Here is a 12959-nt window from a genome sequence, read left to right on the forward strand (position 1 = left end):
TCACCATACAAACACCGGCTTGGGCAGGAACCCGTTGACCACAACTCTCTCCGAGCGGGAAAAAGGTCTGACAAGACGCGCCATGCCAAGGAACACCAATCCCGACGCCATGGCCCCAAGACCTGCGCCAACAAGGCCTCCTCCCGCAGGAGAAACCAGCCAAGCCCCCAGCCAGGCACCCAGACCACAGCCCCCCAACTTGAGCAGACCGCCCCAGTCGTTGCCACAAGCGACGCCCTGTCGTGCAAGGGCCAGGGACAGCATCACATCGCGCAGCACACAGCCACCAATCAGGGCCAAAACAATGCCCCAGGGACCCATATGCGAAGCAAGGAGTGCGGCCGGAATAACTGCGGCAACCACGGCCAGATTGGCCAAGAACAACAACCGGGTCCATTCCAGAGCATGGCAGATAAACTCCAGCCTGCGGTAGTGACAACCCAGTCCCACAAGGACCAGAAGCCCTCCAAACAGTGGCCCCACCGAGGTATATTTCCCTCCGGACAAGAGGGTCACCAAGGGCTCTCCACAGGCCGCCACCCAGGCCAGGATCGGGACCAGTACAAACAGGTTGATCTTGAAAAAAAGCGTGGAACTGGCAGCCAGGGCCAAAGGGTCACGGCTACGGCTATAGCTGGCCATCAGGGCCGGACGGGCCAAGTTGATCAGCAACATATTCGGCAGATTACGCTGCACTGTATCCGCCAGGGTCTGAGCAAAGGCAAATCCGGCCAGAGCAACGACAGGCAAATACTTGGCAGCAACGATCTTGTTCACCGCCCCGCCCTGCAATCCCAAAGACAGGACCATCAGGTAATTATACGCCCCAAAGGACAGCACCCTGTTCAAAAACAAACGCCCCTCGGGGAAAGCACCGGTCCCGTTCTGCTCGCGCATGGTCCAACGAACCAGAAGCCACAAGGCCCCCACAAAGACGAGTCCAAAGGCCAGGGCATCCACGGCCAGCATGGTTCCCAATGTGAGTTCAGCGCCCATTCCGGCCACAGCCAGCATCAATCCCAGACGCAACAGGGCGGCCAGCAGCCACAGCCACTTCGTATGCTTCTGCTGGAGTAGGGTTTCCAGCAACAGGGCTGCAAAACTGAACAATGTCATCGCCGCAAGGGCAGGGCAGGCAGCCCGGATGCCGGCAACACGCCCCGGCATATCAAAGAAGATGGAAACCTGGGGGGCACTCAGATACAGCAATGCCACGGCCATCGCCAATCCCAGAGCCCGCACGGCCAGCAGCCGGAAGACCAATCTCCCCGCGCAGCGCGACAGCCCCTGAGCCACCAGTTCGGGCACAAAACGCTGCACCACTTCCCGCAGCCCGAGAGAGGAGGCAATCCCCAGCAACAGGGAAATCCCGCCCACGAGCATGTACGCCCCGAAATCAGGGACAGACATCCAGCGCGCAGCCAACAAGGTGGCCAACAACCCGGCAACAAAAGCCAGAGCCTTGCCCATCAGGAAGTGATACCCGGCGTTGCGAACGCTTCGGCGACCGTAACCACCGATTTCTGCTGGCTGCGAACGGGAGCCTGTCACGACTCCTGCCCCCTGGCATACTCGCTGGCAAGCTTCCCGTACTGAGCGGCCAGGGCCTCGGCCAGATGCGAGTAGGAGCGATGCTCGCGCGCATATTCCCGGCCTTGCTCTCCCATGGCCCGAGCCATGTCCGGATCATCCAGCAGCGAGAGCACGGCCTGCGCAAAGGCCCGGGGATCATAGTCCGTACAGAAGCCGCCCCCCCCGGCCCGTACCAGGGTCCCCTGGTCGGGATGCTCCGTCACCACCACGGGCAGCCCCAACGCCATCAATTCGACGGCCTTGGTGGGCGACATGGAATCAAAGATGAAATCTGCCGGTAACGCACATACGCCGACCTCCGAAGCCCGAGCGAGTCCCAGAGCCTGCTCCCGGGGCAGCCAGCCCGTGACATGCACGGCCTCTTCCAGACTCCGTGACCGAATCAGGGTTTGCAAATGCTCATGATCAGCTGCTTCTGCGGCATCGCCCACCACCAGCAGCACGGCCTGCGGTTGCTGCGCCCGCACCCGTTCCAGCACGTCCAGCAGGAACTCGATCCCACGCGACCGGTCGCAGGCTCCGAGATACACCAGAACCCGAGCCTGCGGCTCAAAGGGCAGGGCCTGTGGAGCGGGCTGCAAGGCATCCATGGCATCCATGTCCACGCCCATGGGAACCGGAGTCATCTTCTCTGCGGACAGGCCGACAGCCATCAGGTCCTGCTTCATGCGTTCGCTCTGCACGAACACATGGTCGCAGTGCGGCAGCAACAGCCGCTCCAGCAGCCAGCGTGTGGCATGCCCACGCACAAAGGTCAGTGCCAAGCGCAACGGCCCCAGAGTCAGGCCCTGAATCCTGGCCCGCAGCAGATCGTCCTGTGGAAAGGGGAAGGTCATCCAATAGAAAAAAGGCCGACAGGCTCGCCTGGCCAGAACCAGAGCCACCAGCCCTGTAACGATCTTGTTGCGCACCTGCACGGCATCGTGATCTTTTGCCAGCTTCGCCACGCTGCGCACACCATGCAGCAAGCCCCCCACATGGCGAGAGAACAGGCCTTTTGAGGCCGGAACCGTCACCGCTTGTCCTCCGGGCCACGGGCTCTCGGGATTCCCGTTTCGCTGAGCCACCAAGGTACTGGTAATGCCCAGACGGGGCAGAGCCCGGCCGAACAGGACCGCAAGATCAACCCGAAATGAGGGATGATCTTCGCGAGTAACGTACAGAATGCTAAACGCCACTATCGATCTCCCAGGCCTTTTCCCAATCTGAAACATCCAGATCGAATAACTTCCCCAGTTCCCTGTTGCCCGGGGCGTAGTGTGTCGCCACCCGTTTCAGGGCCCTTCGATCTTCGTCGGTAAGCCGATATCCGCCCGGATCATAATTCAGCCAACGATAGACCCGGCTGGTGAGCCTCCGGTAGAAGCCTTCCGGCAGTCGGTCCGCAACGGTGTTGCGCAAGCGGTGCAACACCTTGCTGCGGACACCATAGGACATGTTCTTTGCCAGGAAATCATACTTCGGACCAAAGGGAGAGGGGTCCAGCCCAAGCTTCTGGCACAGCCCGTTCATGAAGGCGGAAGGATCACGCACCATCGCTTCGAAACTGTGGATGCTTAGGGCCTCTCGTCCCATGACACCCGCCCAACGTTGCAGATGAAGGGCGTAATGCCCGGCAGCCAGGGTGCCCGAAACCAGCGGGCCCAGCCTGCCACCAAAAGTCCTGCCGGCAAGGAGCGCCTCCGCATACGCGGCGAAGCCCATACCGGCAGGCAGAGCAGCCTTGTGCCCGGCATAAAACTTGTAGGCCGACAGCAGCCGAACCGCCGGGTCGCGTAGCACGAAAACCACCAGGGGCCGAGGGTCGAGGCTGGCCAGGACCCAGGGCGGGGTAATCTGATCGATATAATCCGGGGTGGCCTCCATGCCCACAGAACCGGGCGGGCAATGGGCAAAGAGACCAGCGTAGCCCTCAATCCCGTGAGTGTGCACATTTTCGCCGGGCAGCAGGGGACTCTCCCGGTCCACGAGATAGCATGTCTCCTTGGTCAGGGACGGACAGATCTCAGGATGATCCGAAAGCCATCTGAACAACGAGGTGGTGGCGCATTTGGGCGCTCCGGCAATAACGATACCGGGTAGGGTCATGAAGTGGACTCCCAGGACGGTCGGGGGACAACAGCCGGGATTCTCTCCCGGCCGGACAGAATATCTCGCGCCGCAAACGCAAAACCAAAGGCGATGTAAGTCACATAAGAGAAGAATCCATGCATGAAGCCGTTGGTCAGGCTGTTGCACAGGATAATGAACACGGTGAGGACATAAGGGGCCAGCTCGGAATGCTCTACGGAAAGCACACCGAAACTCCTGAAAAAACAGATAAAAACAGAAAGATAAGCCACATACCCCAGCACACCGCCAAATTCCAGCCACTCCACATGAAAATTATGCTGGGTGACCATGTATTTGCCCTTGTGCATGCCGTTGCCGAACAGTGGCTTGGCCAGGAAGTTCTCAAGGCCAACACGATAAGTCAGAGCACGCAATTCCAATGATTTCACCATGTGCCCCAAGTCCGTCACACGCCCCAGGGATTTTTCCTTGCGCTTGAACTCAGCGTCCAGCCCCAAGGCCCGACCGTAATTTGTGGTCGAGTCCGGGACCTTGGGCCCCAGAAACGGGAGGGTCAGGGTCAGGCCCAACGAAAAGACGATCATCAGGGTAAACATCCCGAAACCGTGCCCGCGCCGGATGAGCTTCATGAAGACTGGGCTCAGCAGCAGGCTGAGCAGGTAGATGCGTGAAAATGACAAAAACAATGCAACCAGACAGACGGCGATGGCCACAATGCTCAGCAGATTCTTGGGACGCTCGGAATACAGCAGGCACATGACCGGCAGAATGGACAACGTGGCGATGCTGATGGGAGGCACGCCGAGCAGGGTCACCCGCTCCTGCAGAATGATATACTGCAGAATGCACACCGCGTTGAACCCGGTGATTCCCGCCACGAAGAAATTGAAACACAGGTCGAGCTTATCGCGGGTATCGACCAGCAGCTTGATGCAGAAATATGAGAGTACGGGCAGAAACAGGGTATGAAAGGCCAAAAAGCCGCTATCCATGACATCCGAAGAAAGGAACGTGGAAACCAGATAGAAGGCGCAGAGCAGAGCCAGGGCGGCATCAAATCCGCCGAAATGAAACTTCCTGCGTCCCGTGAACACCATCAGCACACCAAACATGCCGATCACGATCAACCCCATGGAGAAGGGGCTGAACGTCACGGGGCCGATCTCGAACTGGAACAGCCCTCGCGTGAAGGGCAAAAAGGCGAGGGTCAGGCACAGCAGCATCAATTGATTCGTAATCAAAAAAATGAGGCCCATCACAGACAACCCCATCAGCGCACCCAGCCGTACCCCCTCGATGGCCCACAGATCCGAAAGCCTCAAATACCCCAGCAGAGACACGACCGAGATGAAAACAAAGGCGTAGAAACAGGCAGGCAGTTTCTTCATGGCCGCTTCCCGTCGATGGGTCCGAGGATATAGGCCGTCGGGCGAACCAGAGGTGCCGTCATCCTGTCTTTCCGCCCTTCGGTAATCTCGCGAACCATATGCCACAGTGTCGGGTCCACCCCTCTGCCGGCAAAGAAATCGTCACTGCCCTGCCCCGCCAGGCGCGGATGATCCACCAGACAAGCCAAAATCACATCTGTGCTGTCCCTGACTTCGAACAGGGCGTTCCCCTCGAAGGCCGCACCATTCCCACCGTAGCCATAGACCCGTATCCCCCGACTGCCGGACAGGAGCAGAATGGGACGATTGCCCTCGCCCTTGAGCCCGAAGATTCGCACGTTGCGTGCATTGCGGATCTCCATATTGGCCTCACCCCGGCCATGTTCCGGGTTGCACTGATATAGGTCCAGAGGGCCTTGCGTCTCCCGGATGAGCAGATGCCGATACCCGGGACCATGTGGTTTCCAGCTCTCCTGATGAAAACCGAACCACCTGCCGCCGCCATTTCCGTCCACAAGCACCAATGGTACAGCACGCGTGGCCGGATTCCCCGGACGCTTGTGTCCACCCCGGGGAGGAGAAGTGGCCGTAGTCACGGCCCGCAGCACGGAATCACCGCCACAACGCCAATGCAGGGCCGTGGCCCCCGGCGTATCGGGGGGCGTGTACAACCCCAGAAACGCCACGATGGTTCCCTGCTCAGTACCCGCGGAAGTGCGCAGCAATGGAGCTGCATGGGCCGCATCGGCAAAGGCCTTGGTGTCGGCCAGGGGCATCAGTATCGACAGATGGGCAGCCGTGCCCACCAGGGTTGCTCCCGGGGGCAGTTCCAGGGGACGGGACAGGGCGTAATAGCCCTTGGGCAAGAAAACAGGGGCACCGGAATCCAGGGCAGCCTGAATTGCCGCATGGTCATCGCTGCGTCCATCTCCGACTGCGTTATAGGGAGGATGCTGGACATTGATGATACCCGCGGTCTCGAACCCGGGGAAATCACTGGGCCACAGGTGGTCAGACAATCCCTCGAACGATTCTCCGGGGGACAGCCGCACCAGCCCTCCCGCAACGACATCACCATCAAGGAGCACCGGTGCTGTATAGCGAAGCCCCTTCCAGGCAGGCGGAGATGTCCCCCGGGCCAATCGTGCAATGAGCCGGCCGTTCATGGTATTTCCAGGGACAGCGACGCCGCCGGGGCCCTGCACGGCGATGGCCGCACCCTTGATAAAGACATTTTCCAGATACAGGCTGCTTCCGGCAGAGATGGCCGTGGACTCGGGATGGTTCATCACCAGTCGGGCATCCACCAGACTCATCTGACCATGATGCGGATTCCAGGAGACGGGCCGGGTTTCGATGGCCGGGCCCGGGCCATTCATGCGGATATCCACCCCCACGGCGGACAGAGCCTGACGACCGGCATACACAATGGCCCGTTTTCGCTGACCGACAAGTGTCACCCCCGCAATGGTCGGAGCGGGCTGAGTCTGCACCAGATCCAACCCGATGGCTCCGCCAATGACGGTCAGGCCGGCATGCAGTCCCCCGGAACCAGCTCCGCCTTCCAGCCCCTTGAAACCGTGGGTCGCATCAATGGTGCATTCCTGCACCCCCGAACCCTGAGCGGCGCGGTGACGAATGGCCACGGCGCCGGAATTCTCCCTGCCAATGACCACATCCAGATTCACCAGCATCTGGTTCATGGAAATATTAGGCTCAGGCTTGTGTGGATCGCGCGTGGATCGGGCCCAGAAATGAATCACGTACTTGGGGTTGCCGGCATCGCCAAACCCCGGCGAACCAGCAGCCAGCCGGATCACGGGGCGCTTGCCCGCACGCGACCCGACCAAAACGCAGGGATGCAGCCGCGCCCCCAAAACCTTGCCATTGGAGCGTTCATACAACGGCTGCACACAACGGATGGTGTCGGAGATCAGGTACTCCCCTTGAGGGAAAAAACAGACCAGTTGATGGTCCCGGCTAAAATTCACCGCCCGCTGAATGGCGTCTGTGGAATCGCGCCGACCAAGGGGATCGGCAAAGAATGGCCCGGCGCTAACGTCCACATACCCAAGAGTGGCCAATCTGCGATTCTCAAGTATCCGGGGAATATCCAGCCGAATGCCATCCACAACAGGACCATGAACCGTAGGCATGACCATGCCCTTATCACTCGCCCAGTTCTGTCCTGCCCCTGCGGGGCAGGACAGAAACAGGACGGAAACAAGGAAAAGACAGACCCGCCTGACCATGCTCAACTCCGCTTGCGGATGACACGCCTGCGCAATCTCGCCCAGAACCTGGCGCTGGGCTGCGTGTCGTTGGCGGTCCACGATTCATCCTGTGGAGCCAATGGAGGTTCCACCACGGCACTGACTGGCGACTCGGAGCCGAGGCCGGAAGGCGCCGCGCCCGGGGTCAGCTCCTCGTGATTCAGGACAGGACTCCGGGAATCATCGACATGTCCGAGGGCAACGTCTTTGCGCCCGTCGGCCAGCAGCACACTGATGGGGCAGCCGCTTTTTCTGCGCTCTTCCACAACCTCACGCACAACATCCCCGCTCAGTGTCTCCAGCCCATCTGCAAAGCCGGCGACCAGAGCCGCATCGCAGAGATTATTGATGATTCTGGGGATTCCGCCGGATTCGGCATGGATCAGATCCAGAGCCGTGGAGTCGAACAGGCCATTACCGGTGCGCCCCGCCGAAAGCAGACGATGGTTCACATACTGACCGGTTTCCTCACGGGACAGAGGCGTCAGATGATAATGCACGGTGATCCGCTGTGCGAGTTGCAGCAATTCCGGCGAACGCATGCGTTCAGCCAGCTCGGGCTGCCCTGCAAGGACAATCTGCAACAGCGGTGTGGTCTCGGTCTGCAGATTGGACAACATGCGAACCTCCTCCAGCGCAGGGATGGAAAGATTCTGAGCCTCATCGATGACCAGGACCGTGTTCTTGCCCGCCGCAAAACGGGAGATCAGATAGTCGTTGAGACGATCCAGCAGATCGGCCTTGTCGCCGGAAGAATCCAGCTCGAATTCCTGAAGCACGAGTTTGAGCAACTCGCTGGGGGAAAGATTGGTGTTGAAGACAATGGCAATCTCGGTTTCCGGTCCCAGATGGGAATGCACACGCCTGAGCAAGGTGGTCTTGCCGGAACCGATCTCTCCGGACAGAAGAATGAACCCAAGATTCTGCGTCAGCCCATACTCCAGATGATCCAGCGCCGCACTGTGGGCCGAGCTGGGATAGAAGAACTTGGGATTCGGGCTGAGGCTGAAGGGGCGCTCTCTCAGTCCATAATAGTCAAGGTACATGGGCGTTATTCCAGAAGTAGATGATTACTTTTCTGCATGCCGATTGAACACAAGTCCCACGATGTTGCCGTGTTTCAAATGATTCAACGTTTCCATCAAATCCTCTCTGGTCGTCTTCCCCGCTTCAACCACCAGGATGATGCCGTCCACATAGGAGGAAAAGACCAGCGAATCCGGCATGTGCTTCAGATGAGGGCAGTCAAAAATCACATACCGATCCGGATAGCGATGCTTGAGTTCCTGAATGAGATTTCTGATCTTGGGCAGGCTCAGAATATCGGCGGACTCAACCAGTGGCTTACCCGCCAGCAGCACCCGAATCATGTTTCCCAATCTGGGGTTGATGATCAGGTCCTGCACATCAAGGTCATTGAACAGATAATCCGATAGCCCCAGAGCGTTTTCAGCCAGCCCGAGTTTCTGCGCCACGGAGGGTTTGCGCAGATTGGCATCAACGATCAACGCCGTCTGCAACGCGTCCCGGGACATGGAAAGGGCCAGATTGATCGCCGTCGTGGTCTTCCCCTCGCCCGGATTGACGCTGGTCACCATGAGGGTGTTCCAGTTCTCGGCAAGGGTTCGCTGCAGCACCTGCGTTCGCAGGTAATTGTAATGATCGATGTAGGACTGATCGAGAAAGGTCATGATGCGATTCTTCTTGAGCAGCTCCTGGCGTTCTTTCAACAGGGGAGCCATGGCTGGCGAAAAGAAACCATAGGCCTCCTTGCCATCCGAAATGATCTTGCCAAAGGGTGGTGCCAGAAGACAGGAACGGCCCGAGCCTTCACGGCTGGGGGTACTCACTTCATGGTCGTAGGGAACCCTGTGGGACGAGGAGGGAGAACTGGCTTTCGCTCGTGGCTGCACCGCTGGCGGGGTCGCGGAGAGCACTGCCCCTGCGGATTCCATCACCTGTTCCCGCTGTTGCCTGGCACGTTCCAGCGCTTTGCTGATCTTGCTCATGACTCTCTATCCCCACGCAGAAAAAAGCATTTCATGTTGCGTTTCTTTTTCATGCTGATGACAGGAACCGACCCCAGGACACGAACCCCGGTGATTTCCGCCAAATCGGTGGGAGTATGAATGCTGTGATCCAGATATTCGGCAGTAATGCTCACCGCCCCGGCAACCCCCATGGAAAACATCATCCCCAGAACAAACAGCAGCGGTCGGTTGGGTTTGATGGGTTTCTCAGCCACAATGGGAGGTTCGATCAGGGTATAGGTCTCACTGATATTGCGAAATTCCAGATCGAAGGTTTCGCGCGCCGTCTGATAGCGACGGTAATTCTCCTGATGCTGATCCAACAGATAGTTGTACTGCCGCTGCAAGGTCAGAAACGCCTGCTCAACCCGTGGCATCTGCTCAATACGGGCCTGATACTCATCGAGCTTGCCAGTCAGGTCGCTCACAATTCGTTCCAGGCTACCCACCTCTAGCTTGGCGGATTCCAACTTGGTGAGCATGCTGATGTAGACCGGGTTATCGGGCTCCACCGAGTCTTGATCGCCGAACTCGCTGCGATCCCGCACCAGAGCTTCAATCTTCCCACGCACGGTCTCGATGTCCCGCTCCACGGCCTTGATGTCCGGGTGCTCGGGAGAAACCCGCTCCAGCAGAAGGCTACGACTGGTCTCTTTTTCCTCCAGCCGCTGGTGGAGCTGTTGCAGCTGCCCGGAAAGGCTGGAGGCATTACCCAGGGCATCGATCTGGGAGCGAAGTCGTACCACGTCCGGATGCTGATCCGAATGGGTTGCCTTGAGATTCAAGTACTGGCTGCGCAGGGCCTCCAGCTGATCTTCCATGGACAGAATCCTGCCATTCTCGCTCATATAGGGCTTCTGGGTAGGCGGGATGACCGCCAACTGGCCCTCCAGATAAATCAACCGGTCCCGTGCGGACACGAGCTGAATTTCCTTGATCTTGATCTCACGCTGGAGATCGTCCATGGCCTTCATGTTGACGTCCATCAACTGGGGCAGTGAAAGCAGGTTCTCGTTCTTGAACGTGGTCAGATTACGTTCGGCTCTGTCGATCTCGTGCTGATTCTGCTCCACCTGCTCTGACAAAAAGGCCAGCTTCGAAATCCCCTTGCTCTCGCGGGAGGATTCATCCTTCTCGAAAAACAGCTTGGTCATGGCAGTCACGACCCGGGCAGCGGTCTCGGGGTTGGTGTGCTGAAAGCGAAGAACAAAGGTCAGAGTATTGTGTGGCTGCCGCCCCATGGACAACGATCCATCGTCGTCCTTGACCTGCTCCAGGACGATATCCTCGCGCATCTTGCTCACCAGTGCCTGAACAGTCATCTTCTCCTTGAGCTCGGGATAGACGTCCTGCTCTTCAATAATGGCCTCCAGGGGCTTGCGGGCCTGAACAATTGCAGCGATGGAGCGGAAGCGTTCCTCAAGAAATCCCCCCGCTGCCGAAGCCGCCATTTCCTTGGTTGTCCCCTGGCGCTCAATGAGGATGGTTGCCGAGGATTGATACAAGGAGTCCAGGGATACAGTGACCCCGATGGTCAGGAACGCGCACACACACAAAGGAATGGCGATGTACATGCGTCTTCTGCAGATGAAGGTCAGTATTTGCATAATTATTGATCCGGGCTCAATGGCCGCTGACTATTGTAAAAACGTCCAGGAAAATCCGATAAAAGCCTGGTTCCGCTCATCTTTCTGATCTGTCTCCCTGTCCTTGGTACTGGTGTAGGCATAGCCCAGACTGACATCGACCTGCTCACTGATGCGGTAGCGCAACTCCGTATCGAACTTTGCGGCGCGGTTACGCTTCAGGCTGACGTATCCCTTGGTCTCGGCACTATTGGCCATGGCCGTGGCTCGAAGCGTCAGGCGGTCCGTCAATTGCCGAGACACACTCACCCGGGCCAGCATTCGGCGCATATTCTCGCCCTGTGTGCTTCCCACCGGCTCCAGCGCCAAAGAGGCTTTCAGGGTATTGCGTTCCGTCATCCAGGTTGCAGAAGCCGAAGCCACCGCGTCCACGGACCGCTCATCGACTTCTCCGCCAGCGACGTCGAACGAGGAATCGCTCACGGCGCCACCCGCCTGCCCTGAGACTGTCAGCGTATCACTGAGCCTGTATGTGAGCCCAAGCGTTGCCTGATGCACCCGCTGGGTTCCTTCACGATAATCATATTGCTTTGTCCGAATCTCGCTCGCAGTGACGAGACGTCGGCTCAGTCCATGCTCCCAGCGCAACGTCAGCCCCAGTTCCGAACGATCGGATTCGTCATCCTCATGACGAATCGTCTGTGCCTCTCCTTCAAGGACAAGGGCATTGCTGTCATCAGGACAGATCCTGAATCCGGCAGAGGCATCCAGCACACGACGGTCCTGCTTGTCCACCACGCTCCCGGACTCTTCAAGGGCGGACTCGAAGGAGCTGTCGAACATCGCCCCGGTCGAGGCAAACGCCGAAGTTCGGGGAGACAATGCATACGACAGATCAAGGGAATACTGTTGGTTGATATGATCGTATTGTGTGTTGCCGGGATAGGAATAACTCTCCAGGTCTGCCCGAAGGGCAAGGGTTGTGCGTTCTGCTTCGTGCACAGCCTCAAGACTCGGTCGAATCAGCCCCTCCCAACCGGAATCACCCTTGAAAAAAATATTGTCATCCCAACCCAGACGCATCTCCACCGCAGGGGTGAACTCCAGGCCCGGAACATCATCCAGCTTCCAGGGGCTGACCTTTGGGCGGTCCGCAACCGCCTTGGCGCTCCCACCTGCCGATCCTGGAGCATCTTCAAGCAACGAGGCATACACATATCCCAGCATGGGAGGGCTACCTTCATTCTGCGCTGGCCGCGAAACCACCAGCCACTGCCCGCCGTGCGATGTCGCCACCACACGGTCTCCGGGATACAGCACCAGTTGCCGAGGCGTATCGATGGACGGTCCCTTGCGGACATTGGCCGCCTCGCGCACGACCATCAGCCTTCCTGCTTCGGCTTGCGCGACTGCCGGAAGCAGCAGACTCAAGACAAGCACGACCACAAAATTCCAGCCCAGGAACATCACCGGAGAGACGACGCTCCCCGGCTTGCTGTGGATGTTCCGGGGCAAGCTCACGGAACGACGACCGTATCACCCGGTTTGAGTTCCATGTTCTGCCGCAAATTTCTGCCGGCCTCGATCTCCGCATAATCAAAGGGGAAGGCCACCAGCCCTTCAGGCGCTTCCCGAAGCACGGAGATCCCCTCCCGCTCGGCAAAAGTGGTCAGCCCCCCGGCCATGGCAATGGCCTGAATGACCGTTGTCCGACCATTCATCACGTATTCGCCCGGCGAGGCGACCTTGCCCACCACAAAGACCTTGGCGCTGCCAAGGGTAACCAGAATCACGGTAACGGGGGAATTAGGCACGAATTTGGAGATGCTTTCCTCAAGAACCTTGCGAACTTGAGGAACTGTCTTACCCGCAACAGAAACATCGCCGATAAGTGGAAACGAAATCATCCCATCAGGACGAACCAGCAAATTTTTGGAAAGCACGGGATCATTCCATACGGAAACATCAATCTGATCACCGGGCCCCAAAGAGAACTCTGTAATACCTCTCGATTCT

10 protein-coding genes are annotated in these 12959 nt (G+C 58.5%); all 10 read right to left on the minus strand.

All coding sequences use genetic code 11. From position 1 onward, the window contains the following. From EL361_RS12650 to EL361_RS12695, 10 genes are read right to left on the minus strand one after another with little or no spacing between them, the layout of a single operon-like run. Positions 1-1551, minus strand: coding sequence for a lipopolysaccharide biosynthesis protein (locus EL361_RS12650; protein ID WP_126380089.1), 1551 nt, complete (start codon positions 1549-1551; stop codon positions 1-3). Beyond that, positions 1548-2771 (minus strand): glycosyltransferase family 4 protein, encoded by a 1224-nt coding sequence (locus EL361_RS12655; protein WP_172961742.1) that lies wholly within the window; start codon positions 2769-2771, stop codon positions 1548-1550. Before EL361_RS12655 ends, EL361_RS12650 begins: the two co-directional genes overlap by 4 nt. Beyond that, positions 2761-3681, minus strand: a complete 921-nt coding sequence (locus tag EL361_RS12660; protein ID WP_126380092.1) for a sulfotransferase domain-containing protein — start codon at positions 3679-3681, stop codon at positions 2761-2763. Before EL361_RS12660 ends, EL361_RS12655 begins: the two co-directional genes overlap by 11 nt. Beyond that, positions 3678-5054, minus strand: coding sequence for an O-antigen ligase family protein (locus tag EL361_RS12665; protein WP_126380094.1), 1377 nt, complete (start codon positions 5052-5054; stop codon positions 3678-3680). The genes EL361_RS12660 and EL361_RS12665 overlap by 4 nt, the downstream gene beginning before the upstream one ends. After that, on the minus strand, positions 5051-7387 hold the full coding sequence (locus tag EL361_RS12670; RefSeq protein ID WP_126380096.1) for a glycosyl hydrolase family 28-related protein: 2337 nt from the start codon (positions 7385-7387) through the stop codon (positions 5051-5053). Before EL361_RS12670 ends, EL361_RS12665 begins: the two co-directional genes overlap by 4 nt. Continuing rightward, positions 7309-8373, minus strand: a complete 1065-nt coding sequence (locus EL361_RS12675) for an ExeA family protein (protein ID WP_126380098.1) — start codon at positions 8371-8373, stop codon at positions 7309-7311. Before EL361_RS12675 ends, EL361_RS12670 begins: the two co-directional genes overlap by 79 nt. 24 nt (positions 8374-8397) lie before the next feature. After that, entirely contained in the window at positions 8398-9336 is a 939-nt protein-coding gene (locus EL361_RS12680; protein WP_126380100.1) for an AAA family ATPase, read from the minus strand. After that, on the minus strand, positions 9333-10964 hold the full coding sequence (locus tag EL361_RS12685; RefSeq protein WP_126380101.1) for a GumC family protein: 1632 nt from the start codon (positions 10962-10964) through the stop codon (positions 9333-9335). The genes EL361_RS12680 and EL361_RS12685 overlap by 4 nt, the downstream gene beginning before the upstream one ends. A gap of 30 nt (positions 10965-10994) precedes the next feature. Continuing rightward, complete coding sequence (locus EL361_RS12690; protein ID WP_126380103.1) at positions 10995-12464, minus strand: porin family protein; 1470 nt, start codon at positions 12462-12464, stop codon at positions 10995-10997. Beyond that, complete coding sequence (locus tag EL361_RS12695) at positions 12461-12886, minus strand: polysaccharide biosynthesis/export family protein (protein ID WP_232034777.1); 426 nt, start codon at positions 12884-12886, stop codon at positions 12461-12463. Before EL361_RS12695 ends, EL361_RS12690 begins: the two co-directional genes overlap by 4 nt. Positions 12887-12959 lie beyond the last annotated feature (73 nt).

It is taken from the genome of Desulfovibrio ferrophilus (assembly GCF_003966735.1).
Taxonomy (GTDB): Bacteria; Desulfobacterota; Desulfovibrionia; order Desulfovibrionales; family Desulfovibrionaceae; genus Desulfovibrio_Q; species Desulfovibrio_Q ferrophilus.

Excerpts from the sequence above, each read along its gene's own strand:
- EL361_RS12680 (WP_126380100.1), bottom strand. The coding sequence starts at position 9,336 with ATGAGCAAGATCAGCAAAGCGCTGGAACGTGCCAGGCAACAGCGGGAA.
- EL361_RS12685 (WP_126380101.1), bottom strand. The coding sequence starts at position 10,964 with ATGCAAATACTGACCTTCATCTGCAGAAGACGCATGTACATCGCCATT.
- EL361_RS12665 (WP_126380094.1), bottom strand. The coding sequence starts at position 5,054 with ATGAAGAAACTGCCTGCCTGTTTCTACGCCTTTGTTTTCATCTCGGTC.
- EL361_RS12660 (WP_126380092.1), bottom strand. The coding sequence starts at position 3,681 with ATGACCCTACCCGGTATCGTTATTGCCGGAGCGCCCAAATGCGCCACC.
- EL361_RS12675 (WP_126380098.1), bottom strand. The coding sequence starts at position 8,373 with ATGTACCTTGACTATTATGGACTGAGAGAGCGCCCCTTCAGCCTCAGC.